Annotated in this window: 26 protein-coding genes and 1 pseudogene; 13 read left to right on the top strand and 14 right to left on the bottom strand. The window is 67.5% G+C overall.

The annotated features are described in order from the left end of the window. Window positions 1-5 precede the first annotated feature (5 nt). Complete coding sequence (gene xseA / locus IT882_RS10705) at window positions 6-1,301, bottom strand: exodeoxyribonuclease VII large subunit (RefSeq protein ID WP_195691846.1); 1,296 nt, start codon at window positions 1,299-1,301, stop codon at window positions 6-8. Window positions 1,302-1,383: 82 nt separating this feature from the next. Between xseA and IT882_RS10700 the strand changes: the two genes are divergently transcribed. Together IT882_RS10700 and IT882_RS10695 are read left to right on the top strand one after the other, a co-directional pair. After that, window positions 1,384-2,403: a 4-hydroxy-3-methylbut-2-enyl diphosphate reductase gene (locus tag IT882_RS10700; RefSeq protein WP_418887791.1), complete on the top strand. Its 1,020-nt coding sequence runs from the start codon at window positions 1,384-1,386 to the stop codon at window positions 2,401-2,403. Then, the gene (locus IT882_RS10695) at window positions 2,400-2,957 is read left to right on the top strand and encodes a DUF6264 family protein (protein ID WP_195691844.1); all 558 of its coding nucleotides are present in this window, start codon (window positions 2,400-2,402) and stop codon (window positions 2,955-2,957) included. Before IT882_RS10700 ends, IT882_RS10695 begins: the two co-directional genes overlap by 4 nt. Before the next feature lie 49 nt (window positions 2,958-3,006). Here IT882_RS10695 and fbaA read toward each other — a convergent pair whose 3' ends face one another. Further along, window positions 3,007-4,038: a class II fructose-bisphosphate aldolase gene (gene fbaA, locus IT882_RS10690; protein WP_195691843.1), complete on the bottom strand. Its 1,032-nt coding sequence runs from the start codon at window positions 4,036-4,038 to the stop codon at window positions 3,007-3,009. A 183-nt stretch (window positions 4,039-4,221) separates the two neighbouring features. Between fbaA and IT882_RS10685 the strand changes: the two genes are divergently transcribed. The 3 genes from IT882_RS10685 to IT882_RS10675 all read left to right on the top strand — a co-directional run bounded on the left by IT882_RS10685 (window position 4,222) and on the right by IT882_RS10675 (window position 6,028). Then, the gene (locus IT882_RS10685; RefSeq protein ID WP_195691842.1) at window positions 4,222-4,551 is read left to right on the top strand and encodes a hypothetical protein; all 330 of its coding nucleotides are present in this window, start codon (window positions 4,222-4,224) and stop codon (window positions 4,549-4,551) included. Window positions 4,552-4,711: 160 nt separating this feature from the next. Continuing rightward, window positions 4,712-5,701, top strand: coding sequence for a class II fructose-bisphosphatase (glpX, locus tag IT882_RS10680; protein WP_195691841.1), 990 nt, complete (start codon window positions 4,712-4,714; stop codon window positions 5,699-5,701). Between the two features lie 102 nt (window positions 5,702-5,803). After that, on the top strand, window positions 5,804-6,028 hold the full coding sequence (locus tag IT882_RS10675) for a UDP-N-acetylmuramyl pentapeptide phosphotransferase (protein ID WP_195691840.1): 225 nt from the start codon (window positions 5,804-5,806) through the stop codon (window positions 6,026-6,028). On the opposite strand, the gene IT882_RS10670 is transcribed toward IT882_RS10675, so the two are convergent. Together IT882_RS10670 and IT882_RS10665 are read right to left on the bottom strand one after the other, a co-directional pair. Beyond that, window positions 6,009-7,334 (bottom strand): DNA recombination protein RmuC, encoded by a 1,326-nt coding sequence (locus IT882_RS10670; protein WP_195691839.1) that lies wholly within the window; start codon window positions 7,332-7,334, stop codon window positions 6,009-6,011. The genes IT882_RS10675 and IT882_RS10670 overlap by 20 nt on opposite strands. 71 nt (window positions 7,335-7,405) lie before the next feature. Further along, a complete protein-coding gene (locus IT882_RS10665; protein ID WP_195691838.1) occupies window positions 7,406-8,005 on the bottom strand; it encodes a 3'-5' exonuclease in 600 nt (199 codons plus the stop codon). A gap of 83 nt (window positions 8,006-8,088) precedes the next feature. On the opposite strand from IT882_RS10665, the gene ychF reads away from it, so the two are divergent. From ychF to IT882_RS10640, 5 genes are all read left to right on the top strand, one after another. Continuing rightward, complete coding sequence (gene ychF / locus IT882_RS10660; RefSeq protein WP_195691837.1) at window positions 8,089-9,162, top strand: redox-regulated ATPase YchF; 1,074 nt, start codon at window positions 8,089-8,091, stop codon at window positions 9,160-9,162. 21 nt (window positions 9,163-9,183) lie between these two features. Then, window positions 9,184-9,861, top strand: coding sequence for an alpha/beta fold hydrolase (locus IT882_RS10655; RefSeq protein WP_195691836.1), 678 nt, complete (start codon window positions 9,184-9,186; stop codon window positions 9,859-9,861). 41 nt (window positions 9,862-9,902) lie between these two features. After that, on the top strand, window positions 9,903-10,733 hold the full coding sequence (locus tag IT882_RS10650; RefSeq protein ID WP_195691835.1) for an oxidoreductase: 831 nt from the start codon (window positions 9,903-9,905) through the stop codon (window positions 10,731-10,733). A 92-nt stretch (window positions 10,734-10,825) separates the two neighbouring features. Beyond that, complete coding sequence (locus IT882_RS10645; protein ID WP_195691834.1) at window positions 10,826-11,143, top strand: hypothetical protein; 318 nt, start codon at window positions 10,826-10,828, stop codon at window positions 11,141-11,143. A 49-nt stretch (window positions 11,144-11,192) separates the two neighbouring features. Next, window positions 11,193-11,354 (top strand): hypothetical protein, encoded by a 162-nt coding sequence (locus IT882_RS10640; protein WP_195691833.1) that lies wholly within the window; start codon window positions 11,193-11,195, stop codon window positions 11,352-11,354. Here IT882_RS10640 and IT882_RS10635 read toward each other — a convergent pair. Continuing rightward, window positions 11,329-11,595: a DUF7218 family protein gene (locus IT882_RS10635; RefSeq protein WP_195691832.1), complete on the bottom strand. Its 267-nt coding sequence runs from the start codon at window positions 11,593-11,595 to the stop codon at window positions 11,329-11,331. The genes IT882_RS10640 and IT882_RS10635 overlap by 26 nt on opposite strands. Window positions 11,596-11,877: 282 nt before the next feature. Here IT882_RS10635 and IT882_RS10630 point away from each other — a divergent pair, with 282 nt between their 5' ends. After that, on the top strand, window positions 11,878-12,213 hold the full coding sequence (locus IT882_RS10630; RefSeq protein ID WP_195691831.1) for an ATP-dependent DNA ligase: 336 nt from the start codon (window positions 11,878-11,880) through the stop codon (window positions 12,211-12,213). Beyond that, window positions 12,200-12,454, top strand: a complete 255-nt coding sequence (locus IT882_RS10625) for a hypothetical protein (RefSeq protein WP_195691830.1) — start codon at window positions 12,200-12,202, stop codon at window positions 12,452-12,454. Before IT882_RS10630 ends, IT882_RS10625 begins: the two co-directional genes overlap by 14 nt. A gap of 30 nt (window positions 12,455-12,484) precedes the next feature. Here IT882_RS10625 and IT882_RS10620 read toward each other — a convergent pair whose 3' ends face one another. The 3 genes from IT882_RS10620 to IT882_RS10610 form a co-directional block, all read right to left on the bottom strand. Further along, complete coding sequence (locus IT882_RS10620) at window positions 12,485-13,033, bottom strand: type 1 glutamine amidotransferase domain-containing protein (RefSeq protein WP_195691829.1); 549 nt, start codon at window positions 13,031-13,033, stop codon at window positions 12,485-12,487. A 99-nt stretch (window positions 13,034-13,132) separates the two neighbouring features. Beyond that, entirely contained in the window at window positions 13,133-14,722 is a 1,590-nt protein-coding gene (locus IT882_RS10615; RefSeq protein WP_195694304.1) for a DHA2 family efflux MFS transporter permease subunit, read from the bottom strand. 131 nt (window positions 14,723-14,853) lie between these two features. Continuing rightward, the gene (locus IT882_RS10610) at window positions 14,854-15,063 is read right to left on the bottom strand and encodes a hypothetical protein (RefSeq protein WP_195691828.1); all 210 of its coding nucleotides are present in this window, start codon (window positions 15,061-15,063) and stop codon (window positions 14,854-14,856) included. 44 nt (window positions 15,064-15,107) lie between these two features. Between IT882_RS10610 and IT882_RS10605 the strand changes: the two genes are divergently transcribed. Further along, window positions 15,108-15,752 carry a DUF2461 domain-containing protein gene (locus IT882_RS10605; protein WP_229382068.1) on the top strand — a complete coding sequence of 215 codons (645 nt, stop codon included), beginning with the start codon at window positions 15,108-15,110 and terminating at the stop codon, window positions 15,750-15,752. Between the two features lie 6 nt (window positions 15,753-15,758). On the opposite strand, the gene IT882_RS10600 is transcribed toward IT882_RS10605, so the two are convergent. The 6 genes and pseudogenes from IT882_RS10600 to IT882_RS10575 form a co-directional block, all read right to left on the bottom strand. Next, a complete protein-coding gene (locus IT882_RS10600; RefSeq protein WP_195691827.1) occupies window positions 15,759-16,664 on the bottom strand; it encodes a glycosyltransferase family 2 protein in 906 nt (301 codons plus the stop codon). Next, window positions 16,661-17,803: a cysteine desulfurase family protein gene (locus IT882_RS10595; RefSeq protein ID WP_195691826.1), complete on the bottom strand. Its 1,143-nt coding sequence runs from the start codon at window positions 17,801-17,803 to the stop codon at window positions 16,661-16,663. The genes IT882_RS10600 and IT882_RS10595 overlap by 4 nt, the downstream gene beginning before the upstream one ends. Further along, window positions 17,800-18,669 carry a carboxylating nicotinate-nucleotide diphosphorylase gene (nadC, locus tag IT882_RS10590; RefSeq protein WP_195691825.1) on the bottom strand — a complete coding sequence of 290 codons (870 nt, stop codon included), beginning with the start codon at window positions 18,667-18,669 and terminating at the stop codon, window positions 17,800-17,802. The genes IT882_RS10595 and nadC overlap by 4 nt, the downstream gene beginning before the upstream one ends. Continuing rightward, window positions 18,669-20,228 carry an L-aspartate oxidase gene (nadB, locus tag IT882_RS10585; protein WP_195691824.1) on the bottom strand — a complete coding sequence of 520 codons (1,560 nt, stop codon included), beginning with the start codon at window positions 20,226-20,228 and terminating at the stop codon, window positions 18,669-18,671. Before nadB ends, nadC begins: the two co-directional genes overlap by 1 nt. Then, entirely contained in the window at window positions 20,225-21,574 is a 1,350-nt protein-coding gene (gene nadA, locus IT882_RS10580; protein WP_195691823.1) for a quinolinate synthase NadA, read from the bottom strand. The genes nadB and nadA overlap by 4 nt, the downstream gene beginning before the upstream one ends. Next, window positions 21,571-22,355, bottom strand: a pseudogene (locus IT882_RS10575) (NUDIX hydrolase). Before IT882_RS10575 ends, nadA begins: the two are co-directional and overlap by 4 nt. Between the last annotated feature and the right edge of the window lie 80 nt (window positions 22,356-22,435).

The following is a 22,435-nucleotide window of genomic DNA, read 5'->3' as shown; positions in this document are numbered from 1 at the left end:
CCATCCTAGAGCGGCCGATCGGGGGTGCTGGTCTCGTCAACCTCGCCTGCGGAACGGGCCCCGAAGGAGCCTCGCCCCACGGTGACGGTGACCTCTGTGCCGGCGGGCGCCTGCTCGGCATCCCGGACGATCACACCGCCGCCGACATGCGCGATCGCATACCCCCGGGCCAGTGTCGAGGCCGGGGACAGCGCGCGAACCGCAGCCCGCAACTCGGCGGTGCGTCGGGTCTGCGCCGCCACGGCGCGTTCCGCGTGATCCCGTCCTCGCGCGACCAGCAGCTCGATGTGCTGCGCGCGCTGAGCCACGGCGTGCTCGGGATTGCGCAAGACCGGCCGGGAGCGCAGCTGCTCGACCTGGGAGATGTCGTGCGCGAGCCGTTGTGTCACGCGCGTGCGGGCACGGCTGAGCAACTGGGACACGAGCGCCCGCTGCTCGGCGACGTCGGGAACGACGCGCTTGGCAGCATCCGTGGGTGTGGATGCGCGCAGATCAGCCACGTCATCGAGGATCGGGTGATCGTTCTCGTGCCCGATCGCGCTGACGACAGGTGTGGATGCCGCGGCGACAGCGCGGACGAGCCGCTCGTCGCTGAACCCCAGCAGTGTCTGCGGGTCGCCGCCACCGCGAGCGATGATGATGACGTCCACCTCGGGGTCGGCATCCAGGGCTGTAAGAGCGGCGATCGTCTCGGGAACGCAGCGATCGCCCTGCACCGCCGCGTACTGCGTGCGGAATCGCACGCGCGGCCAACGGAGCTCGGCGTTGCGGTGCACGTCCTTCTCGGCATCCGACTTCTCACCCGTGATCAGGCCGATGAGGTGGGGGAGGAAGGGGAGCGGTTTCTTACGCGCGGAATCGAACAGCCCTTCCCCGCGCAGTTGTGTCCGGAGGCGTTCGAGGCGTTCGAGCTGGTCGCCCAGCCCCACGTGCCGCATCGCCGAGACCGCGAAACTGAAATCCCCCGTGCGCGTGAAGTAGTCGGCTTTGACGCACGCGACGACCCGATCGCCGACGGCCAGGTCAGCGGGGAGGCGTTGCCGCGTGCTCGACCAGATCCGGATCGAGATCGTCGCGTCCGTCGCGAGGTCCTTGATCCGCCCGAAGACATTGCCGCCGCGAAGGTTCCACGACGTGATCTCTCCCTCGACCCACACCGACCCCCACGTCTCGACGAAGCCGCGGATCGTGTCGCCGAGGCGAGCGACCGAGGTCGGGGACTGGGCGCTGGAGTCCCGAGGATGCACGGAATCCGGGGGCGGTGCCTGTCCGGGAACGCGCTCGGGCTGGAATGTCGTCATGATCCCTTTCGGCTTGCCCGGCCCGCGCTCAGGCCGCGCCCGTAGAATCGGACCGATGAGCACTCCCGCGGTACACATGCCCATGCCCCGCGTTCCGCGGCGCCGTGAGCGTCTCCAGGATATCCCGGTCGACCGACCCAAGCGGGTGCTGCTTGCCGCGCCCCGGGGATACTGCGCCGGCGTCGATCGTGCCGTGATCGCGGTCGAGAAGGCGCTGGAGCGATTCGGTGCGCCCGTCTACGTGCGTAAGCAGATCGTTCACAACATCCATGTCGTCACCGAGCTCGAGCAGAAGGGCGCGATTTTCGTCGATGAGGTCGACGAAGTGCCCGAGGGCGCGCACGTCGTCTTCAGCGCGCACGGCGTCTCGCCGGCTGTCGTGCAGTCCGCTGCCGACCGTCAGCTGCAGGCGATCGATGCGACCTGCCCTCTGGTCACGAAGGTGCACCGCGAGGCCGTGCGCTTCGCGCGCGACGAGTTCGAGATCCTCCTGATCGGTCACCTCGGCCACGAAGAGGTCGAGGGCACAGCGGGAGAAGCGCCCGAGCACATCACGATCGTGAACTCACCCGAGGAGGCCGACACCGTCGAGGTGCGGGACCCGTCCCGCGTGGTGTGGCTCTCGCAGACGACGCTCTCGGTCGACGAGACGATGGACACGGTCAGGCGGCTGCGTGAGCGGTTCCCGGAGCTGCAGGATCCGCCCTCGGATGACATTTGCTACGCGACCCAGAACCGTCAGGTAGCGATCAAGAAGGTCGCCCAGGGCACGGACCTGGTCATCGTGGTCGGGTCGGCCAATTCGTCCAACAGTGTGCGCCTCGTTGAGGTGGCGCTCGAATACGGCGCCAAGGCCGCGTACCGGGTCGATTACGCGGACGAAATCCGACAGGAGTGGCTCGAAGGCGTCGCCAGCGTCGGCGTGACAAGCGGCGCGTCAGTTCCCGAGGTGCTCGTTCAGCAGGTGCTCGAAGACCTTGCGGCAGCGGGCTACCGCGACGTCGAAGAAGTGCGCACCGCCGAAGAGGATCTGATGTTCTCGCTCCCCAAGGAGTTGCGACAGGGTGCCAGTGAGCACCGGGGCGGGCGCGTGCGCGCATGAGCGACGACGAGCGACCGGAGCCGAAGTACGGCGTCTACGCGACGCCGGAAGAGCAGCGCGCGCGTATTCAGAAGCCTGACGCGACGTGGTCGCTCGAGACCGGTGAGTCGGTGACGGATGACGCGGAGAAGACATCCGCGAACAACACCGCCCGCGCAGCCGGAGCGCCGGCCGATCCTGCACGGTCGCGGGCCGTTGATCGCATCGTCACCTTCGCGCTGCTCGCCTACGCCCTGGTCAACGTCGCGGTCGCGGCGATCGCGCTGCTCGATTTCCCCCAGTACGCCGCCACGGTGTTCGAAGTGATGGGGATCCCCGGCGAATTCACCAACCTCGAGGGCGGGCAGGCCTGGGGAGCCGCCGCGGCCGTTGCGCTCGTCATCGGCTACCTCATCGCCGCCTGGTTCTCGGTGCGCAGAACGATGGCGGGGAAGCTCGCGTGGTGGGTGCCGCTGGTCGGCGCGGTCGTGACCCATCTGGTCGTCGGCGCGCTCGCCATCGTGCCGCTGATGTCAGATCCCGCCTTCACCGCGTATCTGACCTCGATCTCCTGAGGCCAGACACGCGGTTCGTGGCGGGTGAGTGCGCCCGTACCGCGGGGGCTCAGGCGCCGAGCGACTTCCCGGCAGAACCGAGCTGCTGCGTGGCCTCGACCACGCGTGCGGCCATCGCGGACTCCGCGACCTTGCCCCACGCGCGCGGGTCGTACGCCTTCTTGTTGCCGACCTCGCCGTCCACCTTCAGCACGCCGTCGTAGTTGCTGAACATGAAGCCGGCGACCGAGCGCGTGAACGCGTACTGGGTGTCGGTGTCGATGTTCATCTTGATGACGCCGTTCGCGACCGCGAGGGCGATCTCCTCTTCGGTCGAGCCGCTGCCGCCGTGGAAGACGAGATCGAGGGGCTTGGCCGACGTGCCGAACTTTGCAGCGATCCCCTCCTGGATCTCGCCGAGCAGCTCGGGCTTGAGCTTGACGTTGCCGGGCTTGTACACGCCGTGCACGTTTCCGAACGTGAGCGCAGCGATCCAGCGACCCTGGTCACCGAGGCCCAGAGCCTCGACCACCTGCGTGACATCGCCGGTCGTCGTGTAGAGGGCATCGTTGGTGCCTTCGTGCTTGACGCCGTCCTCTTCGCCGCCGACGACGCCGATCTCGACCTCGAGGATCGCGTTGATGTTCTTCAGCCGGGGCAGCAGCTCCTTGGCGATCTCGATGTTCTCACCGAGCGGAACAGCCGATCCGTCCCACATGTGGGACTGGAAGATCGGCTCGCCGCCGGCCTTCACCTGCTCTTCCGAGGCAGCCAGAAGCGGGAGGACGAAGTCCTCGAGGGCCGGCTTGGGGCAGTGGTCGGTGTGGAGGGCAACCGTGATGGGGTAGTTCTTGGCGACTTCGGTGGCGAACTTCGCCATGGCCAGCGCTCCGGTCGCACGCGCCTTGACCGTGTGTCCGGCGAAATAGTCGGCACCTCCCGTGGTCACCTGCAGGATGCCGTCGGAACCGGCCTCTGCCAAGCCCTGGAGCACCGCGTTGATCGACTGCGAGCTGGACACGTTGATGGCCGGGTACGCGAACCCGCCCGCCTTGGCGCGGTCGAGCATCTCGGCGTACTGGTCGGGGGTTGCGACGGGCATGAGTGCGCTCCTTGTCGGGGGATTCACCTCGGTGGGGGTTCACGGTCACTCTAGCGAAGCGTCCGATTGCACAGCGAAAGAGCCGGCCGTGAGATTGTTCGAGAACGCCGGGAGATGCAACGCGAACATGAGGGTTCTGCCATGACGGCCCGTACTCACGGCGCGGCGCATAAGGTGGCGCACATGGGAACTGTCTACTACGGCGGATCGGCAACCCCGATCTACATCGATGATCTCGCGCTTGCGCACCTCAAAGTGGTGATCGCCACGAAGCTGCGTCGCGGCGAGAGCTTCACGGTGTCGTGGCAGCATCCAGACGACCAGGAACCCGGTCGCACCACGCTGTGGCTGCATCCGTCGATTCCGCTCCGGTTCGTCTTCGACGAGCCCGAGTCGCCCCAGCTGAGCCGTGAATGGATTGAGGACCTCGCCAACTCGGCGAACTCCTCCGGAGGGATACTGCTGGTCGCGCAGCACTTCGACGCGACGACGGCGCCGGTGACCCGGCCCTGACCGTCGCGGGCAGGTGAGGCGCTGCCGATATTCGTGGCTCGATACTCGTGGCTCGATAGAAGGGGCGCGCGATTGCAGCTCTGGCAAGAACGTCGATTCTTGTCGGAACCCGAGCGCGAAAGTCTGCAGTGGCCCGTCGCGCCGTCGCTAGGGTGAGAGCATGGTGAGCCTGACCGCAGATATGAGCCCGTTGCATCCCGATCGGAACCTCGCTCTCGAGCTGGTGCGGGCGACAGAAGCCGCCGCAATCCGCTCGGTGCCCTTCATTGGCCGCGGTGCCAAGGAGGCTGCCGATGGGGCAGCCGTGGATGCGATGCGTGCGTTCCTGACCACCGTGAGCTTCGATGGCACCATCGTCATCGGCGAGGGCGAGAAGGATGACGCGCCCATGCTCTTCAACGGAGAGAGCGTCGGCAACGGGCGGGGCCCGAAATGCGATGTCGCGGTCGACCCGATCGATGGAACCTCGTTGACAGCAGCGGGACGCAACAACGCGCTTTCCGTCCTTGCGGTCTCGGATCACGGCACGATGCTCGACGCGTCCTCGGTGTTCTACATGGACAAGCTCGTGACAGGACCCGCTGGGGTCGGCGTCGTGGACATTCGCCTTCCGATCGGTGAGAACATCCGCCTCCTGGCCAAGGCGCTGGGAAAGCCCGTCGACGAGATTGTGGTCTCGGTCCTCAACCGCCCCCGACACGACCAACTCATCGAGGACATTCGTGAGGCTGGCGCGGGAACGCGTCTTATGAGCGACGGTGACGTCGCGGGCGGGATCAACGCAGCCCGTCACAATGCGCGCACCGACATGTGCGTGGGCATCGGCGGTAGCCCCGAGGGGATCGTGACAGCGTGCGCGATCAAGGCTCTCGGCGGCCACATTCAGGGCCGGCTCTGGCCGCGTGATGACGACGAGACGCAGCGCGCCACAGATGCGGGGCTGAAGGTCGACGGACACATCTATGAGGCCGACGAGATGGTGCGGGGAAGCAACACGATCTTCGTCGCGACGGGCGTGACCAACGGTGAGCTCGTCGCGGGAGTGCGCCGTGAGGGCGGCTACGTGTACACGGAGAGTGTCGTGTTGCGCGGTGCATCGGGCACGCTCCGGCGGATCACGTCCGAGCACCTCGTCTCGAAGTGGCTCTGACGGGCTGACCGGTTCACGCGCCGAGCGGGCGCAGTGCGGCCGCGTCGCGGTGGGGCTCTGGCAGAATCGACAGAGACCGTACCGGAAGCGAGGAGTGACGCAATGTCGACACCGCCGAGCGAAGAGCGAAACCCGCGAACGGGCCCGCACACCGGGGCGCAAGCCGTGATCGCCGACGCCAGTGATCCCGCGCGGCGACCGGATGTGTTCTTCCGGGTCCGCCGCCCCGAGGGTCATCAGCCGTCGGTGTGGTGGTCGATCGGGGCGTTCGTCCTCGTGTCGGGGACCGTCATCGCGCTGCTGAGCCTCATTCCCGGCGGCGCGTAGGCGACTGTATCCGCTCGCGGACGGCGCCGAGATCGGCGGCGAGAGCGGGGGAGGACTCGGTGCCTCCGTTCGATGTCGGGTCGTCATCCTGGAGGAATTCGATCGCGGTCAGATGGCGCGGTGCTGACTCGATCGGGGCAGGGCCAGTTGCGGCATCCAGCTTCGTTTCATCGATTCCCGGGAACTTCCGCGCTGTGACGAGCACCCGAGACTCGAGTGTTCCGGCGAAGCGGTTGAAGGACTCCACCGTCCTCTCGATCGAGCGGCGGAGATCGTTCGCGTGCGTCGCGAGACCACCCAGCCGTGAGAACAGCTCATTGCCGAGGTCGAACAGGCGCCGCGCATCGGCGGTCACGTCTTGCTGCGTCCAGGTGTAGGCGACGGTCTTGAGAACTGCCCACAGGTTCACCGGCGACGCCAGCGCAACGCGGCGCCCGAAGGCGTAGTCCAGCAGCGTTGGATCGGTATCCAGAGCAGCCGAGAGAAGCGACTCGCTGGGAACGAAGCAGATGACGAACTCGGGACTGGATGTGAGTCCCGCCCAGTAGGTCTTCTTCGCCAACGCGTCAACATGCGCGCGCATCGCCTTCACATGTTTGTCCAGCAGGGTGCGACGGTTCGCCGCGTCCGCGCCGGTCGCGGTGTCGGGGACCGCCGCGGCTTCCAGGTAGGCATCAAGCGGCACCTTCGCGTCAACGGCGATGGCCTTGTCTCCGGGGAGCCGGATGATCATGTCGGGGCGCGCGGTTCCGGCATCCGTTTCGATCGTCGACTGGATGTCGAAATCGACGTGGCGGGTCAACCCGGCAGCTTCGACGACACGGCGCAGCTGTGTTTCGCCCCACACGCCTCGTGTGCTTCCCGAGCGCAGGGCACTCGCGAGGCTCTCGGTCGTCGCCCGCAGTGCCTCATCGGACTGTTGCGCTCGCCGGAGCTGCTCGGCGATCGTGCCGTATTGGTTGTGCCGTTCGCGTTCGAGTTCGGCGACCGTCAGCTGCATCGACTGCAGCGTCTCACGCACCGGCTCGAGGGCGCGGAGCACCGACTGCTCGCGTCGCTCTCGTTCCTCGCGAACTGCCTGATCGGAGCGGGTCTGCGCGACGAGGTCGCGGTACCACTCTTTCTGCTGCGCCAGTTGTGCGAGCGCCGCGTCGTGAGCGGCGCTCGTCGCGGCGAGCTGCTCCCGCGCCGTGGCAAGCTGAGCCGCCGATCGGGCCCGTGCCCCCGCCGCGCCGAACGCCCACCCCGCGATCAGGCCCGCCAGCAGGCTTCCGAGGATGATTCCCGACACCAGTAATGCGTCCATGTCGTCAGGATGCCGCGGACCACCGACATCGCCGATTCCCCGCGCCGCAGCACCCGCAGCAGGTGTGGTCCCTAGACGAAGATCGTCTCGGCGGCAGCGGCGAATCCCTCGAGGCGCCCGAGTCGTACCCCGAGTGTCTCGGTGAGCGACGTGATGTCGGAGGCGCTTGCGCGCCGGGCTGCGTCGATCGCGATGTGAGCGCAAGCCACGGCATCCGCGACCGCCTCGTGGTGCACGAAGCCCGCATACCCCGCTGCCGCAGCTGCCGCGGGAAGCCGGTGGGACGGGATGTCGTAGGTGCGCCGCGACATCTGCACCGTGCACGCGTAGCTGAGGTCGGGGCATGCCGTTCCGGTTGCCTCACAGGCGCGGCGGATGACGCTCATGTCGAAGCCCGCATTGTGAGCAATCGCGACGTCGTTGCCGAGGAATCCGAGCAGATCGGGCAGCTGCTGCGACCACGTCGGTGCGTCCACGACGTCCTGTTCGCGGATGCCGTGGATGCGGGTGTTGATCTCGAAGAACCGGTCATGGGGGAACGGGGGCTGAATCAGCCACCCCGCCGTCTCGACGATGATCCCGTCGCGAACGCGGGCAAGTCCCACGGCGCACGCTGACGCATTGCTGGAGTTCGCCGTTTCGAAGTCGATTGCGGTGAAATCCAGTGGCACGGCTTCAGCATTGCTTGCGGGTACGACATCGCTCACGAGGCGCGCCGGGGCGCGGCCGCGCCGCCCCCGTAGACTGGACCCCCGTGGCTCTTACCATCGGTATCGTCGGACTCCCGAACGTCGGCAAGTCGACTCTTTTCAACGCTCTCACGAAGAATCAGGTGCTCGCGGCGAACTACCCGTTCGCGACGATCGAGCCCAATGTGGGCGTGGTCAACCTGCCCGACCCGCGGTTGAACGCCCTCGCGGGGATCTTCGGATCCGAGCGGATTCTCCCGGCCAGCGTCTCGTTCGTCGATATTGCCGGCATCGTCCGGGGTGCCTCCGAGGGGGAGGGGCTGGGCAACCAGTTCCTCGCCAATATCCGCGAGGCCGACGCGATCGCCCAGGTCGTGCGTGGCTTTGCCGACGCGGATGTCGTGCACGTCGATGGCGCCGTCGATCCGAAGAACGACATGGAGACCATCAACGCCGAACTCCAGCTCGCCGACCTGCAGACGCTCGAGAAGGCGATCACGCGGTACGAGAAAGAGGTCAAGGGCAAGAAGATCGACCCTGTCGTGCTCGAGGCGGCGCTCGCTGCGAAGGACGCGCTCGAGCGCGGGACGCTGCTGTCGGCATCCGGCATCGACCTCACCCCTATTCGCGAACTCGGGCTGCTGACGGCCAAGCCCTTCATCTTCGTGTTCAACGTCGATGAGTCGGTGTTGACGGATGCCGAGGCCACGGCGAAGCTCGCGGCCCTCGTCGCTCCCGCGCAGGCTGTCTTCCTCGACGCCAAGATCGAGTCCGAGCTCATCGACCTCGACCCCGAGGATGCCGCGGAGCTGCTCGCCTCGACGGGGCAGGAGGAGTCAGGCCTCGACCAGCTTGCCCGCATCGGCTTCGACACGCTGGGCCTCCAGACCTACCTGACCGCCGGTCCGAAAGAGGCTCGTGCGTGGACGATCGGGAAGGGATGGAAGGCGCCGCAGGCCGCCGGGGTCATCCATACCGACTTCGAGAAGGGCTTCATCAAGGCGGAGGTCATCTCGTTTGATGACCTCGTCGCCGCGGGTTCGGTGCTCGAGGCTCGCTCGCGAGGCAAGGCCCGGCTCGAAGGCAAGGACTACGTCATGCAGGACGGCGACGTCGTGGAGTTCCGCTTCAACAACTGACCCACGAGAGGACTGAGGCTGATGGCTGAACTCGAGACGTTCGAACCCGACGGTCGGGCGATCCCGTACGCCGACGACCGCCGCAACGGGCCATCCCTCATGCTGCTTCCCGGGCAGGGGTTGAACATCGGCTACCTGGGACCCCTTGCCGAAGCTCTCGCCGAGGAGGATTTCCACGTCGTGCGCATGGGCAGTCGTCGTCCGCAGGCCGGAGTCGAGCCGACGATGCATCATCTGGCTCAAGACATCGTCGACCTGATGGATCACCTCGGTCTGACCTCTCCCTGGGTCGGCGGACACGGCTTCGGCGGCACGGTGGCACGGATCGCGGCGCTCGATCACCCCGGGCGGTTCGGCGGACTCCTGCTTCTCAGTGTGGAGGGGCCCGAGGATGTCGCGGCATTCGCTGCCTCCGAGGTGCCGGAGACCGCCCGCAAGGTCGACCTTGTCGCGATGCAGAGCGCCGCCCGCTCCGCCACACCAGAGGGAGGTGCGCTCGAGATCCCCTCAGGTCTTCCCATCCTGATCATCCAGGGCGCCGATGACGAGGTGTCGCCACCGGCTAACGGGCAGGCGCTCGCGGCGACTGCTCCCGAGCGAATCAGCGTCGTCACGATCGAGGGTGCGCGGGACCTGTTTCCCCTCACACACGTCGGGGAGACCGCGTGGCCCATCGAGGACTACCTCGACTGGGACTGACATCTGGAGCTGAGCGCCACCGGGCGTGGTGAACTAGGGGAATGAGCCCGAAGCCACGCCCCGTTGCCCTCATCACCGGCGCCTCATCCGGAATCGGACACGCCACAGCACTCGCCCTCGCCGCCCGCGGCTGGATCGTCTACGGAGCCGCACGTCGGGTCGACCGGATGCAGGAGCTCGAGGCATCCGGATGTCACGTGCTCGAGATGGATGTCACCGACGACGCGTCTCTACGTGCCGGCGTGGATCGCATCCTCGCGGAGCAGCACCGGCTGGACGTGCTCGTCAACAATGCCGGCTACGGGTCGTACGGAGCGCTCGAAGACGTGCCCATCGACGAAGCCCGTCGCCAGTTCGAGGTCAACGTCTTCGGCCTGGCGCGGCTGACGCAACTCGTGCTTCCGACGATGCGCGCGCTCGGACGTGGACGCATCATCAACGTGTCCTCGATCGGCGGTCGGATCTACGAGCCGATCGGCAGCTGGTATCACGCGACGAAGTTCGCCGTCGAAGGGCTCTCGGACTCGTTGCGCATTGAGCTTGCCCCGCACGGGATCGACGTGGTCATCATCCAGCCCGGGCCGATCCGCACCGAATGGAACACGATCTCGCGGCGCAGCGCCGAGGAATACTCGGGCGACGGCGCCTACGGGCGGCAGGCGCGAGCCCTTGTGCGCAACTACGAGCGGGTCGACGCATCGGCAGCGTCGGGCACACCCGAGGATGTCGCCGCGACGATCGTGCGCGCAGCCACGACGAGGCGCCCGCGGACGCGCTACGCGACGCCGGGGTCGGCCAAGGTCGTCGTCGCGGCCCGACGCCTACTTCCAGACCGCGTCATGGACACGATCCTGCGTCGGCTCGCCGAGTAGGGCTCCGGGCTCATGATCCAGGACACCCCGACCATCGGAACCGGGATGTCAAGAGGGTCGTGGACCGTGATGATGAGGCTTAGGTTCACGACATGAAGTACGTGCACTATGCCGGTAGGTCGCTCTTCATGCATGACGACACGGCCGATGCCTTGATCGACTACGCCCGGATTCTCAGCGAGCATCGGACGGCGGATGCCGTCACTGTTCCCGCCATGAGCGCCGATGGGCACTCTGTCACCGCGACGTTGCTCCTGAACGAGGCCACCGCGCTCGTTGTCGAGTCGGTCCCCGGAGAGGTCACCATGGAGCCCGACCGCGCCTCGATCGAAGAGATTCAGCGCCGCAGGCTGCGCGTCGAGGGTGTGCGGGGCGGGGCGCCGGACGACCCGTGGCCGCTGGAGCTCTGACAATGCACTTGGCCGTGCCTCCTCAGCGACGACCCATTAGCCTGAGTACATGAAGGCTCTGCGAACTGCTGGGATGTGGGTGGGATCCATTGCCGCGCTCGTCGCAATCCTGGGAATCCTCCTCACCGAACTTGTGTCGCTGCTCGCCGCGGCGTTGGGTGCGATTGTGAAGGTCGTGCCCAACCTCAGTGGTTCCGCAGCGCGTCGATGAGTTCGTTCTTGCGCATCGACGAGTAACCGGACAATCCCACGTCCTTCGCGCGCTTCTTCAGCTCGGCGACGGTCCAATCCTCGTAGCTGCCCGACTCGCCCCCCTTGCGTCCGACGTTGTCCCTACCGCGCTTTGCTGCAGCGTTCGAGATGCGAGCCGCCTTCTCCTTTGATGCCCCGTCGTCGCGCAGCTCCTCGTACAGCTCCGGGTCTTTCAGGCTCGAATTCCGGCGTCCAGGCATCGGATGTCTCCTCTCTGGGCGGTCGTGATGACCTCACGGGATCAACGCTAGAAGCGGCAAAGCATGCACGGGAGGGACTTGACCGTCACGCCCACTGGGACTAGCAGAGTGAGATACGCAGGCGGGCGCCGTGGGTTGATTGTGATCGGCGTAGGTGGCGTCGGCGCGAACGGGGGCGATGTGGTCGCATACTGATCGTTGGGTCTGCAATCATTACGGAGATCCGCACCACGGCGCTTCGCAATGGTCCGGGGCGCGCCCATACAGGGGAGAAAGAGTGGAATGGGAAAGTTCATCTACGACGGCACGGTAAAGGTCGACTTCGATGATCGGACGTTGGTGCATCTGCAGGTTGTCATCGGGACGAAGCTGAGGCGGAACGAGGCGTTTCACTTCACGTGGAAGGACGACGCGAGCATCGGAGACGGTCGAACCACCGTGTGGGTTCACCCGCGTTGCTCACTCGTCTACAAGTTCTACGGTGGGCGCCGTCCGCAGCTGAACATGGCGTGGGTGGAAGCACTCGCGTTCACAGCGAACTCTCCATCGGGCTTGTACGTGGTGCCTGAACCGAAGGAAGGCGACCCTGTGCCCGGAGGTAATCATGAAGCGCATTGACATCGTCTACGGCGGCGAGCTCTACAGCGTCGGCGGCCGAGAGTTCGAGGATGTGCGTCAGGAGGTCCTCGATGGCATGCTGAGTGCTCCCCAGTGGCTTCGGGTCAACGACGGCGAGGGGATGCGTCGCGAAGCCTTCTTGCTCCTGAGCCCGGGCGTCCCGATCGCGCTTGTGCCTGTGCCCGAAGATGAGCACGAGCTCCCCGGAGCAGATGAGCTGGGCACGCTCGACGATCGCTGATCGCAGCGGAGCACCGTCTCACGATTGCTCTCAGGCTGTCTGGCCCTCGTGCCGGCCCTCGCCGATCTCCTCCACGAGCTTGTCGTTGAAGGCGGGGAGATCATCGGGAGTGCGGCTCGAGACAAGCCCCTGGTCGACGACGACCTCCTCGTCAACCCAGTTCGCTCCCGCGTTTCGCAGGTCGGTTTGAAGACTCGGGTAGCTGGTCAGCGTGCGACCGTCGACGACGTTCGCCTCGATGAGCGTCCACGCGCCGTGGCAGATCACGCCGACGGGCTTGTGCTGCTCGAAGAAGTCCCGCGCGAACCCGCAGGATGCGGCATCCATCCGCAGGTGGTCGGCGTTGACGACGCCGCCCGGCAGGACGAGAGCATCGAACTCGGCGGCGTTGGCGACGGAGCTATCGACATCCACGCTCTGGTGGTGGCCGTTCTTGCCTGTGACGCTGTCTCCGGCGGGCGAGACGAGGCGCGCCTGCGCCCCGTGCGAGGTCACTGCTTCCCAGGGTGAGGTCAGTTCGCTGTCTTCGAAGCCGTCAGTAACGAGAAACGCGACAGTCTTTCCGGTCAGGTGCGACATGAAGATCCTCCCTGGTGCGTGAAGTTCGTACGCCACACGGTAGGCAACCCCGGCCGGTATCGACAGGGGGTTGCACGGGACCGATCCGCTCGCTACCGATCAGTGCGCCGGAACGACACCCTCGGGCTGGTCGGCGGGCTTCCGAATGATGAACGCACCGACGAGGATCGGGAGCGCCACGATCGCCGAGACCATGAATGCCCCGCGCGCGCCGGCTGCGGCAGCCTCGTTGGCCGGCAGCCCCGCTTCGACGGCGGAGGCGGCGATCGCCGACATCGTCGTGACCATGACGGCCACGCCCGCCGCTCCGGCAACCTGCTGTACCGTACCGAGGACCGCGGAACCGTAGGAGTAGAAACGCGGTTGGAGCGACGCGAGCGACGCCGTGAACAGCGGGGTGAACGAGAGCGCGAGTCCGAGCGACAGCACGATCTGCGTCACGAGGATCACCCAGATCGAGGTGTCGGCGCCGTAGCTGGCGTACGCCCACAGCGCCGTAACGGCCAGGATCGCGCCAGGAACCAGAAGCACCCGTGTGCCGGATGCATCGTAGATGCGGCCCACGATCGGGCCGGCGAAGCCCATCGCGAGTGACCCCGGCAGCAGCAGGAGCCCGCTCTCGAGCGCTGTGGCCCCGACAGCCTGGCTGAGGTACAGGGGGAGCACGGTGATCGCGCCGAAGAACGCCATCGACAGAATCCCCATCTGGGCGATCGACAGGGAGAAGTTGGCCGAACGGAACACGCGAAGGTCCATCAGGGCGTCGTCCTTGCGTTGCAGCACCAGCTGGCGCCAGACGAACAGCGCGAGCGCGACGATCCCGATCGCAATGGCAGTCACGAGGGTCATCGTGGAGCCGGCGCCGGCGGCGGCATCCGCCTCGCCGCCGCCGTGACTTGCCGCGCCGCCGATCTGGCTGAGCCCGTACACGAGGCCACCGAACCCGAACGCCGAGAGGATGACCGAGAGCACGTCGATCGGTGCGCGGGTGGGTTCACCAAGGTTGCGGATCCAGATCGCCCCGGCCACGAGCGCCGCGATCGCGATCGGGAGCACGATTCCGAAGATCCAGTGCCAGCCGAGGGAGTCGAGGATGAGTCCCGACAGCGAGGGGCCGATCGCCGGAGCGAGCGCGATGACGATGCTGACCCGGCCCATCATCCGACCGCGCGCGTGCGGCGGAACGATGGTCATGAGGGTTGTCATCAGCAGAGGCATCATGATCGCGGTGCCCGATGCCTGGATGACGCGCGCGACGAGAAGGATCTCGAAGCCGGGTGCGATGAACGCCACGGCGGTACCCGTCGAGAAGAGCGTCATCGCCGCCAGGAAGACCTGGCGGGTCGTGAAGCGCTGCAACAGGAACCCGCTGATCGGGATGACGACGGCCATCGTCAACATGAACGCGGTCGTCAACCACTGTGCAGCGACCGCGGTGATGCCGAGATCGACGATGAGACGCGGGATCGCCACACCCATGGTCGTCTCGTTCAGGATCGCGACGAACGCTGCCGAGAGCAGGAGCCAGATGATCCGGTTCTCTGCGGGGCTCAGCTGCATTCCTCGACTCGCAGCGGGCCTCGCATCCGAAACGACCGTCGGGATCGAGCCTGTCTGCGGGTTCGCGTTGATCGCTGCCACGGGCGGTTCCTCACTATCGGGGCGCGAGCCACCACCGGCGAAATCCATGGGGATGTGCTGGGAGGCCAGGCGCAATCGAGCCACGCGGGGTGGCGACCATTACGATAACCGCGGCAGCCGACGTTCGATTCCCGACCGACGTCGGGATTTTGTCGGGCCGGGTCGCTCGGGGGATGCGATCAGTCGTCGAGGGTCTCTTCGTCCACCGACTTGTCCCACTGCTCGGACCCGATCGCGTTGGTCGGATGCGGCGTGGGCTCTTCTTCGAGAAGATCGGCCGGTGTCGGGGAGATGAGCTGCTCCTCGGGGATCGACTTCAGGTCGTCGATCTCCTTGCGAAGGGCGTCGAGATTCTCGCGTTCCGTGCCAGCGCCATCGTTCGCAGTCATGCTCACACCTTACCGGTGTCACCGGCCGGCGTTATGCTCCAGGCGTGAGCTTCGACGGCCTGAATCCCGACGCCCTGGCCTTCTTCGACGAGCTGGCGGTCCACAACACCAAGGACTGGTGGCAGACCAACAAGGCCCGGTACGACACCAACGTCGCGGGCCCGTTCGAAGCGCTCGCCGAGCAGCTCGAGCCCGAGTTCGGACCCGTCAAGATCTTCCGTCCGTATCGCGACGTCCGCTTCAGCGCCGACAAGTCGCCCTACAAGCTCCAGATCGGTCTCGTGACCCGCGCATCCGCTGCTCACTACCTGCAGCTGTCGGCATCCGGCCTGCTGATCGGGGGCGGGATGTATCAACCTTCGCCGGCGCGGCTGGCGGCGTTTCGGTCCCTCGTCGATGATCCGCGCACGGCCCCCGACCTGGAGGCCACGCTCGCCGAGGTCCGCGCCGCGGGTTTCGAACCGATGCGCGAGAACGCGTTGCGCACCGCGCCGCGGGGATTTGCGACAGACCACCCCCGCATCGAGCTCTTGCGGCTTCGTCATCTCGCGGTCGGGCGGGAGGAGCAGCCGGATGAGTGGATGTGGACACCGGTCGCTCTCGATGAGATCCGCGCCGCGTGGCACGTCGTATCGGTGTGGTGCGATTGGTTGCACACCACCATCGCCACCGACCCTGACGCCCGGTAGCGCGCGTCAGGCGTCAGAGCGCTCGAGCGCCAGCGCGTCCACGCGTGCCTCGAAGGCTGCCAGCAGCGCCCCGTACTCCGGATCGGGATTGCCCGTGGCGAGTGCGTGAAGCCGCGGCAGATCCATCGCCCGGATGAGCTCGACGCGGGCACGACGTGCATCGGCATGCCCCGTGAGCACCTCGAGGCCCGCGGCCATCGCGTCCAGGCAGTCCCGGAGCACCGCGACCTCGGACTCGCGCTGCGTGATCGAGGTCCCGTCGGGGCGCATCCGCCAGCGCACGACGACATCGGGGATCGTGTCGAAGGCCGATGCCGCAACCAGCATCTGCTGCGCGACGACCTGGTCCTCGTAGAGATGCCCTTCGGGGAAGCGGAGCTCATCCCACAACCGTGCCCGGCTCACCTTTGCCCACGCGACGATGCTTCCCGTCGCCGCCGGATGCTCGTCTAGCCGGACCCTGTGGCGCTCGGGTGCGGTCGCCGCGGCAACCCAGGGCTGCACAACGCCTTCCTGGTACGTGCCATCGGGTTGCGGACGCAGCCGTGTGTACGCGCCGATCACGACATCGCTCCCGGTGCGCTCGAGAGTGCCGACCAGACGCTCCAGTGCCCACGGGGTGAACTCGTCGTCGGCGTCGAGGAATCCGACGAAGGGTGTCGTCACCAGATCGAGTCCGGCGTTGCGGGCAGCGCCCAGGCCCCGCGTGCGCGGCTGACGCAGCACACGGAATCGCTCATCACGTGCCGCAGCCTCTTCGAACAGATCCCCGGTGCTGTCGGTGGAACCGTCGTCGACGAGAAGGGCCACCCAGTCCTCACGCGTCTGGTTCCGCAGCGAGGCCAGCGCGTCGGGGACGTACGGGGCGACATCCAAGCCCGGCACGATGACGGTGATCGCCGGCTGGGTCATACCCCGGATACTACGGCGGTGACCGCAGCCTCGACCGCCTCGACGATCGGCTCCACCGATCCCTCGGCGCTGTGACCGAGGGTGATCCGCACCGCCGTCCGAGCCTCGTCGGCGTCCACGCCGAGAGCGAGGAGAACGTGCGAGGCTTCGTCGCTCCCGGCCGCGCACGCTGAGCCACTCGAGGTGATGATCCCGCGCCGCTCGAGCTCGAGAAGCACGGTCTCGCCCCCCACACCCGCGAAGGTGAAGCTCGCCGTCCCGGGCAGGCGATGAGTCGGATCTCCCGTGAGGCGCGCCGTCGGGACGCGATCGAGGACACCCGCGATGAGCTCGTCACGCATCGCAGACACGCGCGCCGCGGCATCCACGCGGTCGGCCTCGGCGAGTTCGACGGCGCGCGCGAGCCCGACGGCGCCGGCGACGTTCTCGGTGCCGCTGCGTCGCTCCCGCTCCTGACCGCCGCCGTGGATGACGGGTTCGAGGGGGATCCGAGACCGGATGCCGAGGGCACCGATGCCCTTGGGCGCGCCGATCTTGTGACCGGCAATCGACAGCGCGTCGGCGCCGGTGTCGCTCAGGGGAAGCCATCCGGCAGCCTGCACGGCATCCAGATGCAGCGGGACTCGGCCGGCGAGTGCCGCGGCGATGCCCGCGACATCCTGAATCGTGCCGATCTCGTTGTTGGCATAGCCGATGCTGGCGCTCGCGGTGTCGGCGCGGACAGCGGCGGCCACGGCATCCGGATCGACCCGTCCGACACGGTCGACGGGGAGGATGCTCGCCTCGAATCCGTGGATCCGGACGAGGTAGTCAACCGATGCCAACACCGATTCGTGCTCGATAGCGGTTGTCACGATGTGGCGTGCGCCGCGCCGCTGCTGGGCGGCGATCGAGACGCCCTTGATCGCGAGATTGTTGGCTTCGGTAGCCCCCGAGGTGAAGATCACATCGGAGGGGCGCATGCCGAGCACCGCCGCGACGCGTGCTCGTGCGTCAGCGAGAGCCCGCGCCGCGTGCTCGCCGACGGAGTGATGACTGGACGGATTGCCGAAGTGGGACGTGAGGTAGGGCGTCATGGCCTCGAGCACCTCCCGGCGCACCGGCGTTGTCGCCGCATTGTCGAGGTACCGAAAGCTCACGTCCGTGGCGCCTCGAGATCGATTCGGATGTCGAGGCCCAGGTCGATCGCGCGGGCGGAATGGGTCAACGCGCCGACCGAGACAACGTCGACGCCGGTTGCGGCGATCGCGCCGACAGTCTCCAGGGACACGCCCCCGGATGCCTCGACGACCGCCTTGCCCGCGATGAGGTCGACCCCCGCCCGCAGCTCGTCGAGCGAGAAGTTGTCGAGCATGATGATGTCGACGCCAGCGGCGAGCACCGCGGGGATCTGATCGACCCTGTCGACTTCCACCTCGACGCGCATCGTGTGGGGGAGGCTCGCGACACCGGTGCGCAGTGCGTCGGTGATGGAGGCGCCGGATGCGGTCAGCACGGCGAGATGGTTGTCCTTGACCATGACGGCATCCGAGAGGGAATGCCGGTGGTTGTGGCCGCCGCCGCTTCTCACCGCGTGGCGCTCGAGCGCCCGCAGACCGGGGGTGGTCTTGCGGGTGTCGGCGATGCGCGCGCCAGTGTCGGCAACAGCGGCGACGTAGCGAGAGGTCAGGGTGGCGATGCCCGACATTCGCTGGGCGAAGTTGAGTCCGACCCGCTCGGCGGTGAGCACGCCGCGGGCGGGTCCGTCGACGCTCGCGATGACATCGCCCGCCGCGAAGGTGTCGCCGTCGGCGAGGTGAACCGTCACGGCAATCGCGGGGTCGGTCAGCCAGAACGCGGTGGCGAATACGTCGCCGCCGCTGAAGACGCCGGGCTCCCGGGCGACGAGGTCTGCCTGGGCCCGCGCGGATGCCGGCACGAACGCTTCCGCGGTCACGTCACCCCACGGCGCGTCCTCGGCCAGGGCCGCGGCGACGACACGGTCGATCTCGGTTCGGGTCAGCATCAGCGCACCGCCGCGAGCTCGGCGTCGCGCCGGAAGTGAGCGCCGGCCGAGATCGTTCGCGCCCGGGCAGCAGCGACGACGTGCTCTGCCACCAGCAGCAGATTCTCGTCCTCGTACGCACGTTCGCTGTGCGGTGTGCGCTCGTGCGCCCGCCAGGCGGCGATGACCCCCGCGGCACGGGCCAGGCCCGCCTCATCCCGCACCAGCGAGGCGTTCTCCCACATGAGGTTCTGCAGGGCGGCGCGCGTGAAGGCTGGGTGCGGCGCTCCTGCGTCTCCGGCGGTGTCGACGTCGCGATCGAACCCGCCGTCGTGGTGCGGGAGCACGGGCCACACGCCGGATGCGGAATCCATTGCCAGCGCGTCCCCGGCGCGCGCTCCGAACACGGCGCCCTCCAGAAGCGAGTTCGAGGCGAGCCGATTGGCCCCGTGCACCCCGGTGCGGGCCGTCTCACCCACGGCGTACAGACCGGCGAGCGAGGAGCGCCCATCGAGGTCGGTCACGATGCCGCCCATGAGGTAGTGGGCGGCCGGAGTGACCGGCACCGGAGTCCGAGCCCAGTCGAGGCCCCGGTCAGCCATTGCCGCGTCGATCGTCGGAAACCTTTCATGCAGCCACGCGGCGCGGGCATCGGCATCCGTCGCCGGGATGGCCGTGGCATCCAGCAGCACGGGACGGCCGTCCTGCTGCCGCATGACGCGCGCGATCGCGCGGGCGACAACATCCCGCGGCGCGAGTTCGCCGTCGGGGTGGTCATCGAACACGAACCGATGGCCCTCCTCGTCGATGAGGGTGGCGCCTTCGCCGCGCACCGCTTCGGAGACCAGGAACGCGTCGCCCGCGGCGAGCACGGTCGGGTGAAACTGCACGAACTCGAGGTCGGCGACGGCGGCTCCGGCCCGAATCGCCGCGGCGATGCCGTCGCCGGTGGCAACGGCGGGATTGGTCGAGTGCGCGAACAGCTCGCCGATTCCGCCGGTGGCCAGCACGACAGCATCCGCTTGCAGCGTCTCGAGCGTGCCGGCGTGACCGTCGCGCTCGTCCCGCAGGATGCGGATGCCGCTCACGCGCGCGTTCTCGACGAGCAGGTCGACAAGGAACGCGTGCTCGATGACCGTCGCCGCCGTCGCGCGCACGGCCGCGACGAGCGCGCGCTCGATCTCGGTTCCCGTGGCGTCGCCACCCGAGTGCAGGATGCGGGGATAGGAGTGCGCTGCCTCGAGCCCCTTTCGGAACTCCCCGTGTTCGTCCCGATCGAACGCGACCCCGAGCGCGACCAGTTCGCGGATCCGCGCTGGGCCTTCGGTGGCCAGGACACGCACGGCTGCCTCGTCGCTGAGCCCGGCTCCGGCGACGAGGGTGTCGCGGATGTGGTCTTCGACGCGGTCATCGGCGAACATGACTCCCGCGATCCCGCCCTGCGCGTAGCGGGTGTTGGCGTGCTCCAGCACATCTTTGGTCACGACAGTCACGCTGCAGCCGCGGTCGGCGGCGTGGAGGGCCACGGTCAGGCCCGCGATGCCGCTGCCGACGACGATCACCCGCGGCGCGGATGTCATGACGCCTGCTCCCAGGCGGCGGCGGGCGCTGCCGGCGGCTTGGCTGCCAGCATCCGTTCCAGGGCCACGCGGGCCGGGTCGGCGACATCGGCGGGCACCGTGATGCGGTTGACGACCTCGCCGGCCACGAGCGACTCGAGCACCCAGGCGAGGTACCCGGGGTGGATGCGGTACATCGTCGAGCAGGGGCACACGACCGGGTCGAGGCAGAAGATCTCGTGCTGCGGATGCTCCGCCGCGAGCCGCTGCACGAGGTTGACCTCGGTGCCGATCGCGAAGGTCGTGGGCTCGGTCGCCGCCTCGATGGCCTTGCGGATGTAGTCCGTCGAGCCCGCTTCGTCGGCCGCATCCACGACCTCCATGGGGCACTCGGGGTGCACGATGACGCGGACACCCGGGTGCTCGGCGCGGGCCTTGTCGATCTGACTCACCGAGAACCGGCGGTGGACCGAGCAGAAGCCGTGCCACAGGATGACCCGGGCATCCTCGAGGGTCGCGTCATCGTTGCCGCCCAGGGGCTTGCGCGGGTTCCACATCGGCATCTGCTCGAGCGGCACGCCCATCGCCTTTGCTGTGTTGCGGCCCAGGTGCTGATCGGGGAAGAACAGCACCCGCCGGCCGCGCTCGAAGGCCCACTCGAGCACCGTGCGGGCGTTCGAGGACGTGCACACGATCCCGTGGTGGCGCCCGACGAACCCCTTGATGGCGGCGGAGGAGTTCATATAGGTGACGGGGATGACCGGCAGCAGCCCCTCGGCGTCGGGGGTGTCGAGGTCGCCGTAGACGTCAGCGAGTTCTTCCCACGCCTGCTCGACCTCGTCGATCGAGGCCATGTCGGCCATCGAGCACCCCGCGGCAAGGTTCGGCAGGATCACCGCCTGATCGGGTCCCGAGAGCAGATCAGCGGTTTCGGCCATGAAGTGCACCCCGCAGAAGACGATGGCCTCGGCATCCGTGCGTGCCTTCGCGGCGTTCGCGAGCTGGAACGAGTCGCCCACGTAATCGGCGTGCCGGACGACCTCTTCGCGCTGATAGAAGTGCCCCAGCACCACGACGCGCTCACCCAGGGTCGCTTTGGCGGCGGTGATCCGCGCGTCGAGCTCGGCTTCGTCGGCCTCCCGGTACTCCCGCGGCAGCTCGCCTTGGCGGGGCGCCCCGGTCGGGATGACATCGCCCTCCGAGGCGCCCGGACCGTATCCGGGAACCGTGTCGAAGCTCCAGGGCGCGGCAGCGAGGTCGGTATTGCAGGTCTCGCCCTGACCGGAGCCCGTGACGATGGCGGCGATCTCGTGGTCGACCGAGGGATCGATACGGCGCGGCGTGAGGGCAATGTTGACAGCAGTCATGAGGTGCTCGATTCGAGGGCGGGCAACGTCGTGCCATCGCGTCGAGGGGCGTTTAGCGGACCTCTGTCGGCGAGTTCGACATCCTGGTTATAGCGGTACAGGCGGGCGGGACGATGGCTACCGGTGCGGAACCGGTCGGTAGGGATGAGGTTTCCGGAGTTCTCGACCTGACGCCGGAAGTTCGCGGGGTCGAGGCGCCGATCGAGGACCGCTTCGTACACCTCGCGAAGCTCGGCCAACGTGAACAGCTCGGAGAGCAGGCCGTGGGCGATACGGCTGTAGCCGACCTTGTTGCGCAGCCGCCACAGGGCGTACGACACGATCTCGTTGTGGTCGAAGGCCAGGGCTCCCGGAGAGTTCGCGTCGAACCAAGCGACGTTCTCGGGCGCATCGCCGGCCGCCTCGTGCGCCGCCCGCTGGGCATCCACGTCGTCAGCGCGAAGCAGCGCCCAGTACACGATCGACACGACCCGGGTGGGGAGCGGTCGACATCTCCGAACGCGTAGAGCTGCTCCAGGTAGCTCGGCGTGAGTCCGGTTGTTTCGGCCAGGGTGCGCGAGGCAGCGGCATCCAGGCCCTCACCGGCGTCGAGCCAGCCGCCGGGAAGCGCCCAGAGGCATTCGTAGGGTTCGCGAGTCCGGCGCACGAGCGGCATCATCAGTCGCGCGGAGGACTCTCCGGGGGCGCGGCGGACCGTGAAAATCACGGTCGACACAGCGACGCGGATGGCATCCGTGGATGCTGCGCGGTGAGGATCGAGAGCGATACTGGTTTGTGTCATAGTGACTCTAACTGCTAATCCGATCTTAGGGTCAGGATGACCAGAACCGCAACTCGGGCGAGCTGGAAGAAAACCCCCAG

This window comes from Microbacterium schleiferi, from assembly GCF_015565955.1.
Classification (GTDB): domain Bacteria; phylum Actinomycetota; class Actinomycetes; order Actinomycetales; family Microbacteriaceae; genus Microbacterium; species Microbacterium schleiferi_A.
This window is presented reverse-complemented; position numbering and strand designations above follow the sequence as displayed.